Raw genomic sequence first — 23,811 nt, 5'->3', positions numbered from 1 at the left:
GTCATCATGTCTCTTGAAAATCATGCATGTGATTGTGGCTCCCACAGCGCAGGTGGCTGTGGCTCCGAGCATGTTTCTGCGCCGCATAACGTTGTGCCGATAGCGCGCATCAACGAAGTGGCGCTGCACGCAGCAGATACTTTGCCGCATCCAGATGAGTTGCGCCAACGCGCCTGCACGGAGCTGTTGCGACAGCATGCCCAACGCACCGGATTGCTCGATGCTGCGGACCATCCGCATGTGCAGGGTGCCATCAGCGAGGCAGCAGCCGAAGCGATAGAGCAGATGCTGGAGCGCGACCTGGCTTTGCCCGAGCCCACGGAAGCGGATTGCCAGCGTTACTATGCCGCGCATCCTTTGTATCGCGACGAACAGGTCAGGCTGCGGCATGTGCTGTTCGCTGTGACACCGGGGGTGAACGTCGGTGCGCTGCGCCAGCGTGCCGAAGCAGCGCTACTGGAGCTGCGCACAGCAGACGCGAACGAGCCAACGCGCTTTGCCGATGTGGCACGCGAGCTGTCCAACTGCCCCAGCGGTGCCCAAGGTGGCGAGCTGGGCTGGCTTTCCCGCACAGATTGCGCACCGGAATTTGCAGCAGAAATCTTCGCATCGAACGAGGTGGGCGTGCTGGCGCGGCTGGTACACAGCCGGTTTGGTTTGCATGTCGTCGAAGTTCAGGAGCGCAAAACCGGCCAGCCGGTTGGATACGAGGATGCACGTGCCAGTGTGCTGCGCACCTTGCAGCAACAGGCCTGGACCAACGCCGTGCGCCAATATCTGCAGATGCTTGCGGGTGATGCGCACATGGAAGGCGTGGATATCGACGCGGTGAATTCGCCGCTTGTGCAGTGATGCCCTTTTGAGTTTCAGGGAGAGTGCATGCCCGACGATGATCTGCTGCAACGCCTGCGCTGCTTTCACCATGACGCGTTTCCTCGTTACCGCGAGCAGTTTCAATCTCTGGTTGATGAGGGCCAGCATCCGAATATCTTGTTCATTGGCTGCTCCGACTCGCGCCTGGTTCCATACCTGCTTACGGGAACCGGGCCGGGCGAGCTGTTCCTGGTGCGCAACGTGGGGGCCTTTGTTCCTCCTTACGACGGCTCGCAGGGTCACCATGGCACTGCCGCTGCGATCGAGTTTGCAGTGCTCAACCTGAATGTGAGCCACATCGTGGTATGTGGGCACAGTCACTGTGGGGGCATCAAGGCGATGTATGAAGAGGTGCCTGAAGAAGCACGACATCTTGATCGCTGGCTCGATCTGGGACGTGACGCTGTACTGCCGGTGCAGCCCACGCCTGAAGCGCTGCGCCGCACCGAGCAACGCGCAGTGGTGTTGCAGCTTGAACGCCTCATGGGCTATCCCATGGTGAGACAGCGCGTCGAGGAAGAACGGATCTCATTGCACGGATGGCACTACGTGATAGAGGAAGGGCAGGTGTATGTGTTCAACGTGAGCGACGGCAGCTTTACGCCCGCCTCTGTCGCCGCCTGCAGCAGTACGGGACCTGATACCAGGCAACTTGCACACGAGGACATAGCAAGTCAAGCCTGCGCCAAGTGAATCGAATCGCGCATACTCTCGGCCTTTGACGTTTTCCGTGAATTCCATGCAAGCCCTGCTCGACGCCATTGCCCAGTTTGAAATGCCGACCGATGCCACGCGCATTTTCCATGGCCGGGGCGGGCGTTATCCGGGTTGTGAACATCTGCTGCTGGATGCGTTTCCGCCCGTGTTGGTGCTTACCAGTTTTCAGCCTCTGGAAGAAGACGCTTTGGCGCAGCTGGGCCAAGCCCTGCAGACGCGCTGGGCGCAGTTGGGCCAAGACCAGCCGCTCAATTGGGTCTACCAGATGCGCCAGCCCGGCGCCAAGGCCGAAACGCGGTTGATGTCGGGCAGCGTGCCAGAGCCTCACATCGTGAGCGAGGCAGGTTTGAAATATCGTGTTCATGTGCTGCGCGGACAAAACCACGGCCTGTTTCTGGATATGGCCGAGGGACGTCGCTGGGTCTATGACCATGTGGCCAACCACCCAGAACACCGCCATGGCATCAAGGTACTGAACCTGTTCGCCTACACCTGCGCATTTTCTGTCTCAGCCCTGCAGGCTGGTGCACGGCAGGTTCTGAATATGGACATGGCCCAGGGCGCCTTGGCTGTCGGGCAGCAAAACCACCAGCTCAACCATTTGAGCGGCGCCAGCTTTTTGGCGCACGATATTTTCAGCAGCTGGGGCAAGATCAACCGTGGTGGCCCCTACCATCTGATCATCATTGACCCGCCCAGCTACCAAAAGGGCAGCTTTGTGGCGACCAAAGACTACGCCAAACTCATGCGCCGCCTGCCAGACTTGCTGCGCCCTGGCGGTCATGTTTTGCTCTGTCTAAACGCCCCGGAACTGGGCACCGACTTTCTGCGCAATCAGATGGCTGAAATCGCCCCGGACCTGCAGTTTGTGGAGCGCGTGAGCAACCCTGAGGTGTTTGCCGATGTGGACGAAGAACGCAGCCTGAAAGTACTGGTGTACCGCGCGCCTGAAACCACGGACGCAGCAACGCAAAACTAAGCATTCGATAACCATCTGCTGGTGCTGATACTCGCAGCGCTAGAAAGTCTCGCCTTCCATGAGCAACGCAACCATAGACCCCGCCTTGGCCATCTGCCTGCAACGCTTTGCACGATTGGATGCAGAAACTGCCACACCGCAGCTGAACTACATTCAGCGCCGCCGACTCCTCAGTGAGTTGCAGGCGCGCTTGCTGCGCACACAAGCACTGCCAGACATTGCCGTGCACAACCACTATGTCGCAGCGCAAGGCCGCGAGATTGCCGTGCGCAGCTATATGCCTAGCCACAGGGCGGCGGGCCAGACCCTGGTCTGGCTGCATGGCGGAGGCTGGATGGTGGGTAGCCTTGATACACACGACGACTTGTGTGAGCACTTGACACATTACACCGGCCACACCGTTGTGAGCGTGCATTACCGCCGCACCCCTGAGAACCCCTTCCCGGCTGCTGTTGAGGATGTGCAAGCCGTGTTGCAGTGGCTGCACCAGATGAGTGGGGTCTTGCCGTTTGCACATTCCCAGATACTGCTGGGCGGTGACAGCGCAGGCGGCCATCTCGCTTTGGCCACCGCCACACAGGCTGTGCTACAGCCTCAAAACCCTAGCGCACACATTCGTGCCCTGCTGCTGTTCTACCCTTGCCTGCTTCCTCGCCAGAACACCCCAAGCATGCGCAGCTTTGCCCAAGGTTTTGGGCTGACCGATCACGCCATGTCGCAGTATTGGGATGCCTTGGGCAGTGATGACAACCCTTTGCGCACGCCCAGCTTGTGCGGATCTGCGCTGCCACTGCTGCCTCCCATCGCACTGGTAACTGCCAGCCACGACATCTTGCGTGACGAGGCTGAAGACTTTGCCCGCCAGCTCCAAGGCCTGTCCTCTGGGCCACGCGTACTATGGCAGCGTGCCAATGGCATGGTGCATGGCTTTGCGCGCATGCTGGTCGCAAGTCCTGCTGCACGCCAATATGTGGAAGCGGGCTGCGCCATGTTGCAGCAACTCACAGCATCTGCGCGTCAGCTCTCCTGAGTTTTAGCGATTTTTAGAAGTTTTTTGCGACACGTTACGAGCATCACTTTTTCAACATGGCGAATTGGCAGTGATCCGCTGCCAACTGACATCAAAACAGCGGCATTCCGGCAGACATTTAAGCGCAGATAGAGGCAGTAAAGTTCGCGCATTTAAATGCAAATGAATTCAAGTTAGAGCTTGTTTCACTGCAATTTGCGTGTCTAGAATGATTGAGGCGGGCCTCACCTAGGGGTTTTCGCTTCATTTTTTTGTTTGCTGAAAGTGCACTATGACGAATGCTTTAACCCGCCGTCACTCCGAATCCATTGCCTTGGTGGCCTTGTTTGCCGCCCTGTTGGGCGTGATGGGTCTGATCCCCAAGATTGATCTCCCACTGGGCGTGCACATCTCCATTCAGACTCTTGGAGTGATGTTGGCTGGTTGCCTGCTGGGACCTTGGCGCGGCCTGCAAGCGATGCTGGTGTTCCTGGTCGCCGTGGCCGTTGGGCTGCCTTTGCTGTCTGGCGGGCGTGGAGGCCTTGGCGTATTCATGTCCCCCACTGCCGGCTACCTCGTAGGCTGGACTGCAGCCGCCTTTGTCACAGGCTGGTTGATGGCACTGCTGCCCAAATCCACACCATTGCGTGCAGCATGCAGCGCTTTTTTGGCATCAGCGATCGGCTGCATTGCCGTGCTCTATGTCTGCGGTATTGCAGGCTTGGTATGGCTGGCCAAAGTGCCTCTCACCCAAGCCATATGGGCCAACGCGGCTTTTGTTCCTGGTGATCTGATCAAGTGCACCCTCACTGCCTTGGTGGTGCACAGCATTGCACGCGCCATGCCGGACTGGCGGCTGGGTGGCGTGGCCTCCCGCTAGTGCCTCAATCAGAAAATAGCGATACAGCCCTCGCAGTGCAATTACTTGTAACAAGCATTGTGACAGCCACATCCCAAGCGTAAGCTTGGCGAAAGCATATGTCTTCGCTCTGGGGCAACTCATCGGCACAACATTTGACTGGATATGCGACACACACTATCCGTTCTGAGCGCCGCTTGCCTTTTGGCACTCGGCCAGCCAGTATGGTCTGAGACCACTTCCGACCGTGAATTGGCACTGCGAGCACGCACTGCGGCCTTGGCCCTGCCAGCCTCCGACCGTGCTTGTGCAAGCTTGCTCCTGCAGCAGTGGCAGGGAGAGGCGGTAGAGGCCATGCCTTCTCCCACCCATCAACGCAGTCTGCCTTTTCACACGCTATTCCAGGCGGTAAGCCAAGTGCTAGAACATCATTACCGCACTTCAGCGATTGCACACTGCTGCCCGCACCCTCTGCTGCCGAGCCGCCAGGAAATGTTGATCGTGTCGGAATCCACCTTGTCTCTGGACAGTGCCATGATTCAGCGCTGGCTGACGCCCTGGCTCCATATTGAAGCCTGATATTTTTCACCTACAGCCCAATCAGCCGTCAGCGTAGAGATTTCAAGCATCTCTCGCTATCAAATTTTATTAATCCTAATAGCTTGCGTGACAACAATCGCAGGCAAGCGCCTTTAGGATGCGCTCCAGGCCTGGGCAGGCATGGAGACAAGCTGCCCTACTCTCAGTGGAAGCTTGATAACAATGACACGCACAACATCGTCCAGCTGGTACTTTGGCTGGAACATCGTGGCTGCCGCCACCATCCTGACACTTTTGACCGTTGGTCTGCGCTTGGGCATTGGCCCACTGTTTCTGCCCATGGCGCAGGACCTGGGATTCAGCCGCAGCCTGTTGGCCAGCATTGTGGCCATTGGCATGCTGTGCTATGGCCTTGGCATGCCGCTGGCGGGGTGGCTAGTGGCGCGCACCAGTACCCGCAAAGTGCTGCTGCTAGGCACTGCTATCCTGGTGCTGTCCACCCTGTGGGCCGTTAACACGCGCACGGCATCGGGCATCTTCTGGAGCTTTGGTGTATGGATGTCGGTGGGCGCTGCGCTGACCAGCCCCGTCGCCCTCACCCCCGTCATCAGCCGCTGGTTCAATCGTCGCCGCGGTATGGCATTGTTCTTCCTGTCCACCGGCTCCATGGCGGGCATTGCGGTGATGACGCCTGCGCTGGGCTGGGCCTTGCAATTCTTTAGCTGGCAGCACACGCTGCTGGGCTTTGCCGCCATCTTTGCACTCATCACGGTGCCCACTGCACTGCTGGTGGTCCGTGATAACGCACCCGAGAATGCAGATGCGCCACTGCCCTCAGCCCATGGTGCACCTGCAGCAGCTCGCACAGCACCGCTGGCCGCGCTAAGCGTCTGGGAGTCCATGCGCAGCCGCACTTTCTGGAAGGTGACTTTTGGCCTTTTTGCCTGCGGCTTCAGCATGAATCTGATGGGCACCCACTGCATGCCCATGCTTCAAGACCATGGTTTCGATGCCTCAACCAGCGCCTTGGGCATCGGGCTGATTGGGCTGGTCGCCATTCCTAGCACCATGGTGTTGGGGCGCATTGCCGACAAGGTGGAGCGGCGCAAGCTGTTGAGCGTGATTTACGGTGTCCGGGGCCTTGGGTTTATCGGTTTGCTGCTGGTTGGCAGTGCCTGGCAACTTTATGGTGTGGCCGCTGTGGGCGGCGTGGTATGGGCTGGAAGCATTGCGCTGTCTTCCGCCATACTGGCTGACGTTTATGGCGTGAAAAAAGTAGGCGTTCTTTATGGCTGGGCTTACCTGGGCCACCAGGTGGGGGCCATGATCAGTGCCTGGCTTGGTGGTTGGGGCTATGAGACCCACCACACGCACTGGGTGGCTTTTGGCGCAGCCGCAGCGCTGCTCTTGCTGGCCAGTGCGGTAGCGTGGACATTGCGGCGAGAACCACAAGCTACCGCAGCTTAAGCGTTTCCGGGCGTGGGCCGCGAAGCAGCAAAGCGGTAACTGAGCAGTGCCAACCCCGTTATTGCAATCTGGCTCAGCGCACATGCAACTGCAGGCACCTCGCCCAGGCCCACTATTTTGGTGCCAATGGCACCCATTGCCATTTGGCCAAAGCCATAGAAACCTGCTGCCGCCCCAGCCAGTGCAGGCGCTGCAGACAACGCGCGGGACAGTGCAGCTGGGCTGGCCAAGCCAGCACCAAACGTCATTGCAATCGTCAGCCCCAAAAGCAGCGGCGCAGTCATCCATCCCAACAACTGCACCAGCAGGAACAAGATGGCAAAGCACAGGCCAATGCTGGCGCCCACATACAAAAAACGCTCGGTAGCCACTTTGCCCGCCAAACGACGGGTGGTCATGGTGCCCAAGCTGGCTCCAACAATGGTGCTGGCGGCAAACCAGCCTACGCTGCTGATAGGCAAGCCCAGTTGCTCATGCACTATATATGGCGCCGTGGCCAGATACGGATACAAAGCCGTGGTGGAGCAAGCGCCGCCAACCATAAACGCTACATAGCGCGGATTGGTCAGCAAGCTACGGTAATCGGCTGCAATACTGCTGAGAAACAAAGGCCGTCGCTGCACATTCGTCTCCGGCAGCAAGCGCCATGCACAAGCCACCATGGCACATGCCATGAATACCAGAAACAGATAGATGGCACGCCATCCGAAATGCTCTGCCAGATAGCCACCTACCACAGGCCCCAGACCCGGCCCTACGAGCGTCAGCAAATTCAGCAGTGCCAAATCTTTGGTCACACGGTCTGCCGCCGAAGTATCACGCACAATAGCCCTGCCCAGCGTGATACCTGAAGCCCCGCCCAAAGCCTGAAGCAAGCGAGCACCCACCAGCCAATCCAGTGTGGGTGCGCATAAAGCCAGCACACTGCCAAGCAGGTACAGGCCCAGCCCGACAAGCAAGGTTGGACGGCGACCCAAGGTGTCCGACAGCGGTCCATAGATCAGCTGACCTACTGCCAAACCCAAAACGTATAAAGTAATTGTCTGCTGCATGCCTGACGGTGCCGCACCCAACGCAGCACCCGCTACAGGCAGGGCAGGAACAAAAATATGCATGGCCATGGTGCCGCTCAGGGTCACCAGCACCAGCAACCAGAGCGGCACCTTCAGTGCTGCGGACTCAGATCGAACGCTAGACATGATCAATGAATGGCTGTACGCATGCGGGGGTGTTTGAAGAACAGCGCCGCCACAGTCACTGCCAGCACCACCACAAAGCTGCAAAAACTGGAAACTGCAACGTTCATCCCCCAGTGGTCGGCAATCCAGCCGATGGCCATCATCGGCACCATGCTGCCGATATACCCAATCACCAGATAGGTGGACAGCAGCCCCGATCGATTGTCAGGACGCGCAATGCGATTGATCATGCCCATGCCTGACAACATGCTCATACCGTGGCCGATGGCTGTCAGCGCCACGCCCAGAGCAAACAAGGTGGCCGAGCCAGCCCACAGGTTCAGCATCAGCAAGGCATTGCTCAGTGCCAGACTCAGCAAACCGCCCAGACCGCACCAGTGCGTCGGCACATTGCCAGCAAGGATTTGCACGCAAGCCGAGGCCAGCAAGATCACTGCAATCGCGGTGCCACTGACAACCGGGCCATGCCAGGGTACCAACTTGTCCAGGAACAACGGCGACATGGAGGCATACAGGCCAAAAACGCCAAAGGCCAGAAATGGAAGTGCACTCGTGAGTAAAAAGGCTTTCGAGTCACTGGAGTGAGGCCAGGTCAACTTGGGCAGCGCATCGCGCCAATGCAGCGGTTGCGGCTTCTCGGCCTGCACCGATGCAGGCAAGGCAAGGTGTGTGAGCGCATAGAAACCAATGCAGCCCAGAAGCAATGTAGGGATGTAGGTTGTAACCAGCGGGTATGGTGCCCATTGACCCATGATGCCGCCAACCAATGGGCCAAGCCCGAAACCAAAGGCCAGCAAAAAACCGGTGATCATGGCAACCCGCTGCATTTGGCCTGGCCGCGACAGCTGCGACAGACCCAGCGTAGCGCTGGTCGTCAACATGCTGGATGCCACACCCACCAAAATGCGCCCCAGAATCAGGCTGGTCATATTCCATGCCAGCATGCTCACCACGGTGCCCAACAACACCAGCAGCAAACCTGCCTGCATCACACGTTTGAAACCTGCACGATCCGGCAGGCGCCCGAGGAACAACAGGCTGCACAACGCACCGCCCATGTAGATCACATAGATCAGCGAGATATCACTGGCCTGCAACTGCCATGTTTCCTTGTACAAAGCGTACAAGGGGCTGATGAGGGCCGTACCCATCACCCCCACGATCATGGCAAAACTCACCCAGACAAAGGGTGAAACTTTGAATTTCATTTTCAACAACCGTTGTTATGTGTTTTTAGGGTGTCCACGACAATTACGCGCTACGCGCAGCGGCTTCATCCAGGCGCTCAAAGCTGCACGCGATCTTTTGCAAGGTAGCTCGCGTGACGGACAGTTCCGTATCGGTCAAATCCGCCAGGATGGCCTGCTCAATTTCCAGGCTTTTTTGCAAAATCAGCGCCGCAGTTTTCTCTCCCGAGGGCGTCAATGCAATGCACTTGGTACGTCGATCGGCTGGATTGCTGGCCCACTGCACCAGATTGGCATCGCGCAACTGCGCCAGCACACGCACCAGCGATGAGGTGTCCAGCGACAGCGCATGCGCCAGGTCTTTTTGCAACATGGCTTCACCTTGCGCATACAAGATCAACAAGGGCATACGTGTTGCATCGCTCAAGCCCTGGGCTTTAAAGCTTTCGTCCACTTTCTTACGCCATTGGCGATAAACGCTGCCAATCAAAAGTCCAAAACGACAACGCGCCTGGACGACGTCAGGCGCGTTGGTATGCGGAGCTTCCGCAGAAATAGTTTGCATGCCAAGTATTTTGCAGCAAGCGCCTAAAGCATGCACGGCGGCCTTGACAATCCCCTCTCACCCTAGATGACTAAGCAAAAAATACCAGATCAAACCAAAGGGTTTCCAGGCAGGGCTCTCGATATTGCTCAAAAAAACATCAAGTCTTATAAAAGAGTTGGATTTTTTCCACTGCTTACATTTACAAAAATACGCAAAACAATGTCTTATATAAGACTATCAGCTGCATAGCTTTTTACTAAAAACCCAGCAGTTGCAATAAAAGTGCGCCTTGCCTAATTACTGCATTGACTGAAAAATTTGCATTTCGTAATGTAAAAAACCAACCCAGCCATGGCGCCCCCAACGGTACAAAGAATCCTAGAATTTGCCCGTCTAGAACTGTGGTGAATCTCAGCGCTGACGCTTGTATCTTCAGCCGCCTCCCTTGAAAGAGGCGGCTTTTTTTGCTTTAAGCAGCTTGCATCATTGCGTGCATTCTGGCCAGCGTTTGTGCAGGTACGACTTGCTCACCACTGCCCATGCGCATCAGCAGGCAATGCAGCATCTCTGTCGACAAACCGTGCAACACCAGGCGGTGACCAGCACGCAATGTAGACAGCGGCACCAGCGGATGCTTGTTGTTAAGCATGACCAGGTGCTCAGGCGAAGCCAGAATCTTGGCGCAGTAAATGGCAATGGTTTCGTCGAGCTGCAAAGAATTGCTGGCACGCCAGAAGTCGTTGTCGGTCAGCAGCAACTGGTAGACCGGGGTGTAAACCTCAATCGCGCTTTGCAGGTCCAGCTTGTTGAAGCGGCCTCGGGGCATATCTTCCAGGCGCAAATCAGGCTCTTTCACCATCGAAAAATCGGGTGCAGCCACAGGCTGTAACTCTTGCCCTGCCGCACGCAGCGCGTGATTGAGGCGGATGACAAAATTGAACAGATTCAAGTCGTGCTTGAGGAACAGCTCGTCCTTGATGTCATCAATACAGGTGGGCTCTATAGGCGTGGTACTCACACGCGTTGGGGCATTGCCAGCCACAAAAGCCAGGATGTGCGAGCCCAGATGAAAGTGGCGCATGATCAACCAGTTCGCCTCAGGAGAGACAAAGGTGTTCATGCTGAATGCTAGTATTTTGTGCAGCAGTTTCGAATGCGCCCAGCGCTTGGGCAGCAGCACTTTGAGAATCTGGATCAGGATGATGCTCAGCCGTGCCAAGGGGCGCAAAAAAGGCAGCATGTATTGGCGAGAGCTGCTGCTGCAGTCACGCAACCACGCAGCTTTCACCGCGTCTGGCAGCGGCGTGCTCTGGTCCAGGTACAGTGCCAGCCATGGGCTGGGGTCACGCTCATCCCAAGGCTGATCCAAGAAGTCCTTGTGCTTGTCCATCCACACCTCCTCGTGTCTCAGTGCTGCACAGGCAGCACATGCTGGAACTGCATCAGATACAGCGCAGCAGTGTGCCTTGCTGTCTGCACGATGGTTTGCTGCGCTGTGCCACTGCCATCAAGCTCCATGGCAATTTGCACCGCCATGAGCCAGCGCTCCAGGTGGTGTACATCATTCTCTCCGTGATACTCCAGAAAGCGGAAGGCATCAGGAGGCAGAGGCAAGGCCGCCCGCAGCAAAGGCAGCAGACTCGGCACAATACGCTGACCCGTGCCTTCGATGATATAGATGGCTCCCAGCAAGCCGATGGGGTTGGGTGTTGCCGCAAGCCCATGCAGATAGGAGTTCAAAGCCTCACCACCTGGGTTGCGGCGCAGCTGGGCAATATCTGTCACGGTGCCTCCCGCCTTGAGGTAGTCACTGTGCAGCACCTTGAAATCGTGCTGCTCATCATCGGCATGCAGATCGATCAAGGCTGCCAGCGCTGCGTAATCGCCGGTCAATGATGCCGCGCCCTCCCGCATCCAGAGACTGCCTTCACGCACTTGCGGAATCCAGTGCCCCATCCAGCGCACATAGTCTTCGGTACGCAACTCACGTGTGCGAATACGCTGAAGCAAAGGTGTGCGCCACACCTGGGAACGGTACTCCTGCCAGATGCTGGCCAGCTCGGTCAGCAGCGGCGCCAGCACGACAGGTGCCGTGGCTGGATCGTGGGGCGCCGCAATGGTGCGCACATCAGGCAAGGCATCGTCCACCACCTGCGCGGCAGATGCAACGGCAGGCTGTGCAGTCACATTGAAGCCACCCGCGACAGATTGCCCAGCAGAAGCCTCAGGTGTGTTCTGCTCCACCTCCCACAACATATAGCCTGCGGTGAAGCGGCCTGACTCCGGAATGAAGCACAACACAGTGTCGCCAGCCTTCAGTCGTGCGGCCTCCTTCTGCAAAAACTCGCAGAGCATGACAAAAATAGAAGCCGCGCCTGTGTTGCCACGCCAGGCCAGATTGCTCCACCAACGCTCGCGCGGTATCGACAACTGGGCCTTGTCCAGCAACTCTTCAACCACTGGCATGAAGCGCTCTGACGAGTAGTGGCACAAAAAGTGGTCAATGCCGCGCTCAGGCACCCAGCCTTTATGGGCCAGGTCGGCGTACTCATGAATGCATACATCAAACAGATGGGGCAACAGGCGGATATCCTGGCGCAAGGCCAGCGCCCCTGCAGCCTCTGCGTCTGACCAGGCGGGAAAGTCCAGATGGCTCTTGCTGCGGTCAGGAGTCAAACCCAGTTGCATGCATACCGGGTAGTCGCCAGCAAAGCTGCGCTGGTGCGTCCATTTGAGCTTCAATCGCAGACCCTTCGCATGCGGCAGGGCCTGAGGACCACCCAGCAACACCGCGCCTGCACCGTCGGAAAGCATCCAGCGCAAGAAATGCGCATCAAAATCGGTATCGTAGCCCTGCGCTGCATAGCGCGAGCGCTTGAACAGGCGCGAAGGCATTTCACTCGCCACAGACAGTGCCAGCGCATGCGCCCCACTCTCCACGGCTAAAGCCGCTGCCTGCAATGCGCCCACGCTGGCAGCACACACACCGTGTACCGACAAGGTTTCCATTGGTGGCGCTGACATCTCTCCCTGGATCATGCTGGCAAAGCCGGGCATCAAGGAATCACCACCCGAAGATCCACTGGACAAAAAACTCACATCGCTCAACGCCCTGCCCGACTGCGCCAAAGTCTGCTCAATCGCTCCTGCTGCCATTTGCGCATTGCTGAAAACCGTGCGTCCCTCACCATCGATGGCGTAATGGCGCGTCTGGATCCCGTTTTCTGCCAAGATGCGGCGCTTGATGCGCTCTGAAATGCGGTTCAGCGGCGCCACAAAAGCATCCATACCGTCGTTATCTACGGGCTCGCCCGGCAAGAACATGCCCGCTGCATGCAAATAGACGTTGGAATAGGCAACTGGCATAGGCAATAAATCCTGATTAGCAAAGAGTTTCAGGTGGCATTTGTGGCTGGGTGCGCGCCTTGCGCCAAAACAGCCCCAAGACAAAGACGCGCCCCATATAGGACAGCAAACCAGCTTCGTTGAGTGCAGGTGTCACCCGGTGCCTGTAATGCTGCGCATGCAGCTGCGTCAGCTGCGACCAATGGGCTTGTGGGTGTTCATGGTGCGCGGTATGCAAGCCAATGTTGAACAGCAAAGGATTCACCCAGCCTTCAAAATTGCGTGCGTAATTCAGGGAAACCGCTGGATCAATTCGCTGCGAGCGGCTCAACGGACGACCATCGGCATGCGCATGCTGCAGGTAATTGGTCGCCAGCAGCCAATGCAGCCCATGCAACTGCGGCACGATCACCAACAGCAATGCCTTCTGCCAGTCCAGCACCAGCAACGCTGCCCAACTGCTCAGCCACAGCGCGTATTGCCTCATGCAGTAGCGAAATGCGCCTGGGCTGGTGTGGCGCAGTCCGCCCAGCCATCGCAGGAACAAGGGATAGAGCACACACACGGCTTGCGCAGGGTGAATAAGATAACCCCACAGATGGTTGGTATCGCCACCGAACTCCGGCCGATAAGTGCGTGCGACATCCTGCGGGCCATGCCGGAAACGATGATGGTTGCCCACATGCGCTGGCCAGAACACAAAGGTTGGGTGCCCCTGCAACAGCGTGAGCGCGTAATCGGTCACACGGTTGGCCCAGCGCCCGTGCCACATGCGCAAATGCGTGTGGTTATGGTGAATCACACCAATGCCCAAGGTCAAAAACAGCTGCAAGCCGTAAAGCCACCAGACCCAGCCATGCTGCCATTGCCACCAGGCCAGCAGCGGCAGCGCCACCATATACGCCAAAGACTGCAGATCACGCCAGTGGCGCAAGCGCGGCAAGACCGTGCGGTTCGGCGCTGGCGGCATTCAGTGTGACCCTTTCGCTGGTGGCGGGGTCCACGGCTCAGCCTGGGTGCGCATCCACTGATCCATGAATGCCAGCGCAAAACCATAGTTGCCCTTGGGCCGGGCATGGTGCAAATGATGGCGGCGGCTGGCTGCCAGCGGATGCGTGTCGGAAACTCGTGGAAAAAAATCGTAGTTGGAGTGACCAATCACATTCAGCACCAGACTCAACACCGGTACTGCGGCCAACGACCAGAAATAAAAGTCGTGCACTACCATGGGCAGCAGGATGATGTTGCCCAGCATCAGCGCCTCAATCGGGTGAAAACTATACGTGGACCACGGTGTGGTCACATAAGAGCGATGGTGATCCGTGTGAAAGCGTGACAGCCAGCGGGTATGCAGCAAACGATGGTTGACCCAGAAGTGCACATCGTTCCAGAGCATCAGCGCCACAATTTCCAGCAGCACACGCCCTGTGCTGGCGGTTGGCGCCAAATGCGCCCAACCCAGTTGCAGCAGCCCCCAGGGCACCACCATGCCGGTGCCAAAAATCAGTACGGAATGCAATGACTGTCGCCATTCTCTGTGCAACTGTTCAGGCTTGACCGGACGCGTATCCAGCACCCTGCCTATGCCACGTTGATGCAGCGCCCGTGTCAGCGCCTGCATGCTCCAGCCGCCGAGCACATACAAGGCTGCAAAAAACGCCAAACCCACCAGCATGACCTGCCAGACATTGAGCTGCGTAAACCACAGACCCGCATCCATCGCTAAAACCACTCCACGGCAAGCGCCAGTTCAGGCGCGGCGATGGATACATCAAAACACAGCATGCGGCGCATGATAGCGAAGCGCTGCAGGAACACCACCTCGCGTACAGACTGTTACGAAGCCTGTGCAGCTAACCAGAAGCTTTTGCGCACTGCTGCTGCGTACAACAGGAACGTTCCGCCGCATGTGGGTGATGCAAAAGTGTTGATGCTGCAGGCTAGAAAGCCTCGACCGACATGTGCGCACATGTCATGTCCCGCGCATTCACCACCTTCAACCACGCTGCAATCTTGGGCAATTCATAGTGGTAGAAATAGCGCACGGCTCCCATTCGCCCTGCGTTGGCAGCAGTAGCAAGCGCTGCATCGCGCTCTTGCACCTTCAGCGCCACCTCCAGCCATATCCAGGCCAGCACTGTATGCCCAAAGGCTTGCATATAAGGCACGGCATTGGCCAGCGCTTCTTGCGGGTTGCCTGTCGCCCACGCGGTCTTGGTGGCAGCACACACCGCTTGCAGTGCCTGCGCCAGATCATTGGCATATTGCGCCAAGGCAGCTTGTGGCAACGCCTTTTCAATCGTGCCCTGAATTGTTTGGGCCAACAGTTGCAGCCCTGCGCCGTTTTGCATCAACACCTTGCGGCCCAGCAAGTCTGCCGCCTGAATGCCATGTGTGCCTTCATGGATCATGTTCAGACGGTTGTCACGCCAATACTGCTCCACGGGGAAGTCCCGCGTGTAGCCATAACCGCCATGAATCTGTATGGCCAGGGAATTGGCTTCCAGACAGTTTTCGCTGGGCCAGCTCTTGGCAATCGGCGTCAGCACTTCCAGCAGCAGCCTGGCGCGTGCGGCTTCATCTGCCGTGCCCGTGCGACCTTCATCCACCAGTCTGGCGCAGTACATATTCAGCGCCAGCGCGCCTTCGCAGTACGCCTTTTGGGCCAGCAACATACGCTTGACATCCGAGTGCTCAATGATGGGCACTTGCGCGCTGCTGGCATCTTTGCCACCTTCGGTCATGGGGCGGCCCTGGGGACGATTCTTGGCGTAGTCCAGACTGGCGTAATAACCTGCCAAGCCCAGCATCGTGGCGGCCATGCCAATGCCGATGCGCGCTTCATTCATCATGTGGAACATGCACTTGAGACCTTCGTGCGGCTTGCCCACCAGATAACCAATCGCACCCGCAGCACCGCGCACCGGATATCTGCCTTCGCCAAAGTTCAGCAGCGTGTTGGTCGTGCCGCGCCATCCCAGCTTGTGGTTCAGACCGGCCAGCGCCACATCGTTGCGCTCACCCGTGAGCTGGCCTTCAGTATCCACCAGCTTCTTGGGCACGATAAACAGCGAAATACCTTTCACACCCGCAATGAGTTTGCCATCTGGGCCCGGAATCTTGGCCAGCACCAGATGCACGATGTTTTCAGTCAGCTCGTGATCGCCCGAACTGATCCACATCTTGTTGCCCTTGAGGCGGTATCGTGCCCCCAGCGGGTCGCTTTCAAAATCTGCGCCATCAGGTTCTGCACGGGTGGCAATGTCACTCAGACTGGAGCCTGCCTGCGGCTCCGACAAGGCCATGGTGCCCGCCCAGCGACCATTGAACTCATTGTCCGCAAACACCTGCTGTTGCATTGCCGTGCCATGCACACGCAGCAAGTTGGCATTGCCCACCGTGAGCAAGTTGGAGCCAATGCTGATGCTGGCACAGGCAAAAAAACTGTTGGCAGCCGCCTCCACCACATAAGGCAGCTGCATGCCGCCTTTTTCGTAGGGTTGGGCTGCGCTGAGCATGCCACTTTCTGCATAGGCTTTGCGTGCTTCGCTGGTGCAGGCGGGCTGGATGACTTTTTCGCCATCAAACGTTGGCTCCTGGGTATCCACCGTGCGATTGAAGGGCGCGTATTTTTCACGTGCAATGCGCTCGCAAGTGTCCATCACTGCATCAAAAGTCTCGCGGCTGTGATCGGCATAGCGTTCTCGGGAGGTCAGGTTCTCGGCCTGCAGCCAGTCATACACCAAAAATTCCAGGGTTGATCGTAGTTGAGACATCTTTTGCACCAGATATAACTGCCAACACCCATTCACCAAGCTACAAGCAACGGCGATGGCAGCTATGTTTAAAGAAAAATCAAAGCGGTAAAAAAGCCGCCTTCCCTCGGCTCGAAGGGGCGGCTTGGCTTATTGAAATGCGGGGGACACTGGTGTGCACATGCCCATCACGGATGGGCCCCCGACTGCGCCAAAGTGGCTCAAAGCACCTCAAAAATCCCGGCAGCGCCCATGCCTCCACCAATGCACATGGTCACGCACACGCGCTTGGCGCCACGGCGCTTGCCTTCAATGAGGGCGTGGCCGGTCAGGCGCTGGCCAGAAAGTCCATAGGGATGGCCCAGCGCAATTGCGCCGCCGTTAACGTTCAGCCTGTTCCCTGGGATGCCAAGCTTGTCGCGGCAGTAGATCACCTGCACGGCAAACGCTTCATTGAGCTCCCACAGATCAATGTCATCCACCTTCAGGCCCAGCTTCTTGAGCACCTTGGGGATGGCAAACACCGGTCCAATACCCATTTCATCAGGTTCGCAGCCTGCCACGGCAAAGCCCAGAAAGCGCCCCAAGGGCTGCAAGCCTTTTTTGCTCGCATAGTCTTCATGCACCAGCACACAGGCACCTGCACCGTCTGAGAACTGGCTGGCATTTCCGGCTGTGATCACGCCCCCAGGCAATGCGCTGCGTAGCCCGGAGATACCTTCCTTGGTGGTGCCTTCACGCGTGCCTTCGTCCTTGGAGACGGTGACTTGCTTGGTGCTCAGCCCCATGACCTTGTCGGCCACTCCCATGGTCACGGTGATCGGAGCAATTTCCTGATCGAACAGGCCTGCAGCCTGGGCTGCACATGCTTTTTGCTGGCTGGCCGCGCCATATTCGTCCATGGCATCACGGCTGATCTGATAGCGCTGCGCCACTTGCTCGGCGGTTTGCAGCATGCTCCAGTAAACCTCTGGCTTCATCTTCATGAGATCAGGGTCATGGAACATGTGATGGTTCAGCTCCTGCTGCACACAGGAGATAGACTCCAGGCCACCAGCCACCAATACATCGTTTTCACCCGCAATGATGCGCTGCGCTGCCAAGGCAATGGATTGCAGCCCGGATGAGCAAAAACGGTTGATGGTCAGGCCCGAAGTGGTGACCGGCAAGCCTGCGCGAATGGCAATCAGGCGGGCCACATTGCCCCCTTGCGTGCCTTCGGGCAAAGACATGCCCATGATCACGTCTTCAACGTCTGCCCCATCGATGCCTGCGCGCTGCACGGCATGCTGCACGGCGTGGGCACCCAGTGTGGGCGCGTAAGTCATATTGAACGAACCCTTCCAGCTCTTGGCCAGCGGGGTGCGCGCGGTAGAAACAATCACTGCGGATGTCATAGCTTCAATCCTTCAAATTCTGGGTGTTCAACGGCGCACTGCGCATCATGCGAAGGGCTTGCCTTCAGCGGCCAGACGGGCCAACAGCGGCGCAGGCTTCCAGAACTCCCCATCGTCATTGGGGTTCTGGGCAAAGCGCTGCATGGCTTGCACCACATTGGTCAGGCCCAGCTCGCTGGCGTAATGCATGGGGCCACCACGGTAGATGGGGAAGCCATAACCCGTCAGATACACCATGTCGATATCACCCGGCTTGCTCGCAATGCCGTCCTCCAGGATGTGCGCACCCTCGTTGACCAAGGAGAACACCAGGCGTTGCACGATTTCTTCGTCCGAAATCTTGCGTGGAGTGATGCCAATCGCCTTGCGGTGCGCATCAATCATGTCCAGCACTTCCTGGCTGGGAATGGCATCGCGCTTGCCCGGCGCGTAGTCGTACCAGCCTTTGCCTGTTTTTTGGCCAAAGCGACCCATCTCGCACAACCGGTCAGCACTGGCGCTGTATTTCATACCGGGGCGCTCCACCGCCCGGCGCTTGCGAATCGCCCAGCCAATGTCGTTACCCGCCAGATCGCCCATGCGGAAGGGCCCCATGGCAAAACCGAACTTCTCGACAGCCTTGTCCACCTGCTCGGGCGTGGCACCTTCGTCCAGCAAGAAGCCTGCTTGGCGGCTGTACTGCTCAATCATGCGGTTGCCGATAAAGCCGTCGCACACGCCAGAGACCACGGCGGTCTTGCGGATCTTCTTGGCAATCTGCATCACCGTCGCCATCACATCCTTGCCTGTGGCTTTGCCGCGCACCACTTCCAGCAGCTTCATGACGTTGGCAGGACTGAAGAAGTGCATGCCGACCACATCCTGCGGACGGGCTGTGAATGCTGCAATCTTGTCCACATCCAGAGTGGAAGTGTTGGAAGCCAGGATGGCACCGGGCTTGGCAACAGCATCCAGCTGCCTGAACACGGCTTCTTTCACACCCAGCTCTTCAAACACGGCTTCGATGATCAGGTCGCAGTCCTTGAGATCGTCGTAGTTCAGTGTGGTGGAGAGCAATGCCATGCGCTGGGCGTACTTGTCTTCCTTGAGCTTGCCCTTCTTGACCTGTGCTTCGTAGTTCTTTTTGATGATGCCGACACCACGCTCCAGCGCTTCTTGCTTCATCTCCAGAATAGTCACCGGAATACCCGCATTCAGGAAGTTCATGCTGATACCGCCACCCATGGTGCCAGCACCAATCACGCCCACTTTCTTGATCTCGCGGGTGGGCGTCTCAGCCGGAATGTCGGCAATCTTGGTGGTCGCGCGCTCCGCCATGAACAAGTGGCGCAGCGCACGGGACTCGGGTGTCCACATCAGGTTGACGAACAGCTCGCGCTCATAGAGCAAGCCATCCTGAAACTTGCGCTTGGTGGCAGCTTCCACCGCATCCACGCACTTCAATGGTGCGGGATAGTTTTTGGACATGCCCTTGACCATGTTGCGCACAAAACCAAAGTAGGCATCGCCCTTGGGATGCTTGCACTTGAGGTCACGCACCAGTGGTAAAGGCTCATTGCAAGCAACATGGCGCTCGCCCACTTCCTGCGCCAAAGCGAGCGCTTCTGCGGCCAAAGCCTCAGGGCTGGCAGCCAGCTTGTTGAACAACTGCTGGCCTGGAATTTGGGCGAGCATCTCGCTCTTGATCGATTCGCCACTGACAATCATGTTCAGCGCTGGCTCCACCCCAATGGCGCGTGGCAAGCGCTGCGTGCCACCAGCTCCGGGCAGCAAACCCAGCTTCACTTCAGGCAAGGCCACAACCGTACCTGGTGCAGCAATGCGGTAGTGACAACCCAGAGCCAGCTCCAGCCCACCGCCCATGCATACACTGTGAATCGCGGCCACCACTGGCTTGGCGGACTGCTCTACCTGGGCAATCACGGTGTGCAGATTCGGCTCTTGCAGTGCGGCTTCCTTGCCAAACTCCTTGATGTCGGCTCCGCCGGAGAACGCCTTGCCAGCTCCCGTGATCACAATCGCCTGCACCGCAGCATCGGCATTGGCTTGGTTGAGGCCATCAATCACGGCACGGCGGGTGGACAAACCCAGCCCATTGACCGGTGGGTTGTTGAGTGTGATCACAGCAACCGAGCCGTGCACTTTGTAATCAGCCGACATGGCTTGTCTCCTTCAGTTCTAGAAAAAAGAACGGGCGTTCTGTAATCCATTCTAGAAAGGGATGCCGTCCAACGCTATCGCGTTTTGCCCCTGTATTGTCTCAATCGGGACAAAGCTTTCCGGGCAAGTTCCGACATGCGGAACCTGATGAGCAAACAGACTGTAGCGAAGTACACCCTACTTTGGAGCCTGGAGAACATTCGCTCAGAATCCGACAAACGGTTAGCAGCCCATCCGCACATGGCGCAGTTCTTGCACATATGGCAGCGCATTCGCTGAACACCTTGCACCGACCAAGTGTGGCTGCAAAAAAACGCTGGGGAAAGCCATAACTGCTTGTCACTGCGACGCCTCAACAATGTGCACTGTGTGTTCAGCACGCACACGCAATCCACCCATTTATCGGAAGGCTCACACCTATATGCAACGCAAAACATTCATCCGCCTGAGTACCTCCTGGGCTGCTGCCGCACTGCTGGGTGCTGCCTCCCTCAGCGCCCATGCCGCTGACCCCATTCTCATTGGTGTTCCTATCCCCATGACAGGGCCAAACACCCAGTACGGCGATGAAGTGAAAGCCGGTCTGATGACAGCCATTGAAACCATGAACGCCGCTGGCGGCATGAATGGCCGTGAATACAAACCTGTGTTCGTGGACGATGCCTGCGAGCCCAAACAAGCCGTTCCCGCAGCCAACCGGGTCCTCAACTCGGGTGCCAAGTTCGCCATCACCCACGTGTGCTCCGGCGTGACCGTGCCCGCCTCCAAAATTTATGAGGAAGAAGGCATCGTCGCCATCACGCCAGGCGCCACTGCCCCACAGGTAACCGACGGACTCAAGGGCCACTACTTCTTCCGCACCATTGGCCGTGACGATCAGCAAGGCCCTTTCGCGGCCAAGTTCATCGCTGAAAAACTCAAACCCAAGGCTGTGGCCGTGCTGCACGACAAACAGACCTACGGCGCAGGCGTGGCCCAGCACGTCAAGAACACGCTGGATAGCCTGAAAGCTCCGGTGGTGATGTATGACGGCATCAATGCCGGTGACAGCGATTACTCCGCCGTGATCACCAAGCTCAAAACAGCCAAGGTGGATGTGGTGTTCTTCGGTGGCTACCACCCCGAAATGGGTTTGCTGCTGCGGCAGGCCAAGGAGCAAGGTCTGAAAACCCGCTTTGTCGGTGCCGAAGGTGCTTTCAATCAGGGGTTGATCGAAATCGCCGGCCCTGCCGTTGAAGGCATGATGTTCACCTTCCCTGCGGACTTCAGCCAACGCCCCGAAAACAAGGGCGTGGTGGACGCATTCAAAAAGGCCAACCGCTCGGCCAACGGCGCTTACCAGATGCCCTCCTACGCTGCATTGCAAGTGCTGGACAAATCGCTGAAGGCCGTGGGCCCAGACGCCAAGAAAGTAGCCGACTACATGCATGCCAACACATTTGACACCGTGATTGGCAAGGTGGCTTTTGACGCCAAAGGCGACCTGAAGGACTTCGAATTTGTGGTCTTTGAGCTGGCCAAGGACGGCACCCGCTCACAAGTGAAGTAATTCACGACATATGTAAAAAAGGGCACCTAAGGTGCCCTTTTTGTTGCTTATTGCACACCAAGGTGTCAAAGATGCAAGGAGGAAGTGCTAATTGATCCGCCAAATGACGACAGTAGGAGCTTGGCGGCGATTGAACTACGTCCATTTATGACTGCTGCAGAGTCATTAATGTCGGTCAAGAATAAAACTTGAAATGAAGATGATTGCTGCATACCAGTCATCTACAAATGTCACGGCGAAATGCATTGCGAGAGAGTGAAAGCTTTACTGGAGAAGTAGGTCTATTCACACAGGGCAGTCGCCCCTTGTATCACGCAATTGTCCCAAGGTTTCCTGTTTCAGGTGCCCAGTTGGAAGTTCTGCGGCTAGTCCAAGAGATAAACCATTCAGCTTTACCGATGAAAGAAAGCGCTTTCGGAACAGTTTTAAAGATGTTTAGTTAATAAACAAACAAAAAAACAATATTTTTTGAAATATAGAAGTTTCTCTACATTCGCAGCAATCCACTTCTTTCAAGGACTGAAATGACTGCACGCGACAACAATGTATTGACCTCTGACACTTTAGCGCTGCTCGTAGCCGGCACTGGCGTGACCACTTCCGACGCACAAGCAGCAGTGCAGGCTGGACTGCAAGTTTTGCAAGACTTCATGCGCACTTTCAATGCCCGTGATGCCAAATCTTGGGCCGCGGTCATGAACTATCCACACGTCCGTTTTGCTGGAAACCAAGTCACCGTGTGGGACGACGCTGCAACATATGCGGCTAGCAACGATTTAACGCCTTTGGCCAACACCGGCTGGAACTACAGCAAGTGGGACTGGATTCGCGTCATCCAAGCCGACGCCAGCAAGGTGCACTTTGCTTTGCAATTCACGCGCTACGACGCTCAAGACCGTGCACAGCAATCGTTTCAAGCGCTCTATATCGTGACGAATAAAGACGGTCACTGGGGTGTGCAATCTCGCTCCAGCTACGCAGGCATTTTGTCGCCTGGCGCAGCGTTCTAAACGGAGGCTGACATGCAAACATTGAGCCGCCGATCTATATTGAATGCAGTATTGACTGGAGCCACAGCTTTAGCCACATACGCAACTGCTTGGGCCCAAGACATCACACCGTTTCCCAATCGACCTATCAAGGTAAGTGGTCCCATACCCTGCTGGAGGCGTTGTTGATGTCACAGCCCGCGCAGTCACGGAAGCTTTGGCTACTAAATGGGGTCAGCCTGTGATTGTTGAGAACAAGCCGGGTGCAAATGGCAATCTTGGGGCGGACACTGTCCGTCAAGCCAAGCCTGATGGCTACACCTTGCTCGTGGGCTCAATGTTTACAGTGATCAATCCACTGACTGACAGCAGCACCCGGTTTAAAACTTCTGACTTCCAGCCCATTGCAAGAATCGGCTCTACGCCTAATTTGTGGGTTGTTCCTGCAACTTCCAAGTTCAATTCGCTGAAAAACTTCATTGCTGAAGCGAAGCAAAAGCCTGGTGTCTTCAACGTCGCCAATCCAGGTCATGGCAGCTCTAACCACCTTGGTATTGAGCGTTTGACTGCGGACGCAAAAATTGAACTCACACAAATCAACTATCAAGGTCAGCCGCCATTCATTGCAGACTTGATAAATGGTCGTCTAGATATTGCGCCTGTCACAGCAGCCTTGGCACTGCCACATGTGCAAAGTGGCAAGCTAAAAGTATTGGCTGTCATTGGTGATACACGTCTTGCCGCTATCCCTGATGTGCCAACGCTGGCAGAAGTGGGTTACCCCAATGCCGTGGTGGTTCCATGGAACGGGTTCATGGCGCCTGCTGGTACCCCCCAACACATCCTCAATGACATTGCGCAGGCGGTTGCACAAGTTCAAAAGAGCCCGCAAGTTCTTTCACGATACGCAGTATTGCAAGCACAAGCACCTACACAAACACAAGCGTTCAGCGATTTAGTAGCCCAGGAGGCGATCCGCTGGAGAGGAGTCTTTAATAATGAATTGCATGCTGCTGCAAAGACAGAAAATCTGATAGGAAAGAACTAAATTTCCACTACGGAAAGGACATGATTATGAAGAGTCATCCCATTTGGATGGCTTTTTTGCAGCGATTGCTGCCCATCGAATGCGTGATATGAATGGCTGCTTTTTTCCGAGATGCAGGCTTTAGGAACAAGCGATGAGAGAGTTGGACGCAGTCAGAAGGTATCTGAGGTTAGCTGCTCGATTCAGAGCGA

At 56.9% G+C, this 23,811-nt stretch carries 20 protein-coding genes; 10 read left to right on the top strand and 10 right to left on the bottom strand.

Annotated elements, in window-relative coordinates:
- Positions 1–6 precede the first annotated feature (6 nt).
- The 7 genes from QEP11_RS06080 to QEP11_RS06050 all read left to right on the top strand — a co-directional run bounded on the left by QEP11_RS06080 (position 7) and on the right by QEP11_RS06050 (position 6,444).
- Positions 7–852 (top strand): peptidylprolyl isomerase, encoded by an 846-nt coding sequence (locus QEP11_RS06080; protein WP_284335752.1) that lies wholly within the window; start codon positions 7–9, stop codon positions 850–852.
- 27 nt (positions 853–879) lie between these two features.
- Positions 880–1,566, top strand: coding sequence for a carbonic anhydrase (locus QEP11_RS06075; RefSeq protein WP_284335751.1), 687 nt, complete (start codon positions 880–882; stop codon positions 1,564–1,566).
- A gap of 46 nt (positions 1,567–1,612) precedes the next feature.
- A complete protein-coding gene (locus QEP11_RS06070) occupies positions 1,613–2,569 on the top strand; it encodes a class I SAM-dependent methyltransferase (RefSeq protein WP_284335783.1) in 957 nt (318 codons plus the stop codon).
- A gap of 58 nt (positions 2,570–2,627) precedes the next feature.
- Complete coding sequence (locus tag QEP11_RS06065) at positions 2,628–3,599, top strand: alpha/beta hydrolase (RefSeq protein ID WP_284335750.1); 972 nt, start codon at positions 2,628–2,630, stop codon at positions 3,597–3,599.
- Between the two features lie 271 nt (positions 3,600–3,870).
- Positions 3,871–4,458, top strand: a complete 588-nt coding sequence (locus QEP11_RS06060) for a biotin transporter BioY (protein WP_284335749.1) — start codon at positions 3,871–3,873, stop codon at positions 4,456–4,458.
- Positions 4,459–4,602: 144 nt separating this feature from the next.
- Positions 4,603–5,016 carry a hypothetical protein gene (locus tag QEP11_RS06055; RefSeq protein ID WP_284335748.1) on the top strand — a complete coding sequence of 138 codons (414 nt, stop codon included), beginning with the start codon at positions 4,603–4,605 and terminating at the stop codon, positions 5,014–5,016.
- A gap of 183 nt (positions 5,017–5,199) precedes the next feature.
- On the top strand, positions 5,200–6,444 hold the full coding sequence (locus QEP11_RS06050; RefSeq protein WP_284335747.1) for an MFS transporter: 1,245 nt from the start codon (positions 5,200–5,202) through the stop codon (positions 6,442–6,444).
- On the opposite strand, the gene QEP11_RS06045 is transcribed toward QEP11_RS06050, so the two are convergent.
- The 10 genes from QEP11_RS06045 to QEP11_RS06000 form a co-directional block, all read right to left on the bottom strand.
- Entirely contained in the window at positions 6,441–7,643 is a 1,203-nt protein-coding gene (locus tag QEP11_RS06045; RefSeq protein WP_284335746.1) for a Bcr/CflA family efflux MFS transporter, read from the bottom strand. The genes QEP11_RS06050 and QEP11_RS06045 overlap by 4 nt on opposite strands.
- 2 nt (positions 7,644–7,645) lie before the next feature.
- On the bottom strand, positions 7,646–8,851 hold the full coding sequence (locus QEP11_RS06040) for an MFS transporter (RefSeq protein ID WP_284335745.1): 1,206 nt from the start codon (positions 8,849–8,851) through the stop codon (positions 7,646–7,648).
- A 43-nt stretch (positions 8,852–8,894) separates the two neighbouring features.
- Complete coding sequence (locus tag QEP11_RS06035; protein ID WP_284335744.1) at positions 8,895–9,395, bottom strand: MarR family winged helix-turn-helix transcriptional regulator; 501 nt, start codon at positions 9,393–9,395, stop codon at positions 8,895–8,897.
- Between the two features lie 451 nt (positions 9,396–9,846).
- Positions 9,847–10,767, bottom strand: a complete 921-nt coding sequence (locus QEP11_RS06030; protein ID WP_284335743.1) for a DUF6999 family protein — start codon at positions 10,765–10,767, stop codon at positions 9,847–9,849.
- 17 nt (positions 10,768–10,784) lie between these two features.
- The gene (locus QEP11_RS06025) at positions 10,785–12,743 is read right to left on the bottom strand and encodes a beta-ketoacyl-ACP synthase III (protein WP_284335742.1); all 1,959 of its coding nucleotides are present in this window, start codon (positions 12,741–12,743) and stop codon (positions 10,785–10,787) included.
- A 16-nt stretch (positions 12,744–12,759) separates the two neighbouring features.
- Positions 12,760–13,692, bottom strand: coding sequence for a fatty acid desaturase (locus QEP11_RS06020; RefSeq protein WP_284335741.1), 933 nt, complete (start codon positions 13,690–13,692; stop codon positions 12,760–12,762).
- The gene (locus QEP11_RS06015; protein WP_284335740.1) at positions 13,693–14,442 is read right to left on the bottom strand and encodes a sterol desaturase family protein; all 750 of its coding nucleotides are present in this window, start codon (positions 14,440–14,442) and stop codon (positions 13,693–13,695) included. It lies immediately after the preceding gene.
- 220 nt (positions 14,443–14,662) lie between these two features.
- Complete coding sequence (locus QEP11_RS06010) at positions 14,663–16,498, bottom strand: acyl-CoA dehydrogenase (protein WP_284335739.1); 1,836 nt, start codon at positions 16,496–16,498, stop codon at positions 14,663–14,665.
- Positions 16,499–16,698: 200 nt separating this feature from the next.
- Positions 16,699–17,874 (bottom strand): acetyl-CoA C-acyltransferase, encoded by a 1,176-nt coding sequence (locus tag QEP11_RS06005; RefSeq protein ID WP_284335738.1) that lies wholly within the window; start codon positions 17,872–17,874, stop codon positions 16,699–16,701.
- Positions 17,875–17,919: 45 nt separating this feature from the next.
- A complete protein-coding gene (locus tag QEP11_RS06000) occupies positions 17,920–20,034 on the bottom strand; it encodes a 3-hydroxyacyl-CoA dehydrogenase NAD-binding domain-containing protein (RefSeq protein WP_284335737.1) in 2,115 nt (704 codons plus the stop codon).
- 421 nt (positions 20,035–20,455) lie between these two features.
- Between QEP11_RS06000 and QEP11_RS05995 the strand changes: the two genes are divergently transcribed.
- The 3 genes from QEP11_RS05995 (at position 20,456) to QEP11_RS05985 (ending at position 23,620) form a co-directional block, all read left to right on the top strand.
- Positions 20,456–21,583 carry a high-affinity branched-chain amino acid ABC transporter substrate-binding protein gene (locus tag QEP11_RS05995; RefSeq protein ID WP_284335736.1) on the top strand — a complete coding sequence of 376 codons (1,128 nt, stop codon included), beginning with the start codon at positions 20,456–20,458 and terminating at the stop codon, positions 21,581–21,583.
- A 524-nt stretch (positions 21,584–22,107) separates the two neighbouring features.
- Positions 22,108–22,593, top strand: coding sequence for a hypothetical protein (locus QEP11_RS05990; protein ID WP_284335735.1), 486 nt, complete (start codon positions 22,108–22,110; stop codon positions 22,591–22,593).
- A 136-nt stretch (positions 22,594–22,729) separates the two neighbouring features.
- Positions 22,730–23,620, top strand: coding sequence for a tripartite tricarboxylate transporter substrate binding protein (locus QEP11_RS05985; protein ID WP_284335734.1), 891 nt, complete (start codon positions 22,730–22,732; stop codon positions 23,618–23,620).
- Positions 23,621–23,811: the final 191 nt, after the last annotated feature.

The organism is Comamonas halotolerans, assembly GCF_030162935.1.
Taxonomy (GTDB): domain Bacteria; phylum Pseudomonadota; class Gammaproteobacteria; order Burkholderiales; family Burkholderiaceae_C; genus Comamonas; species Comamonas halotolerans.
The sequence above is the reverse complement of the archived record's forward strand: the minus strand, read 5'-3'. Positions and strand labels throughout refer to the sequence as shown.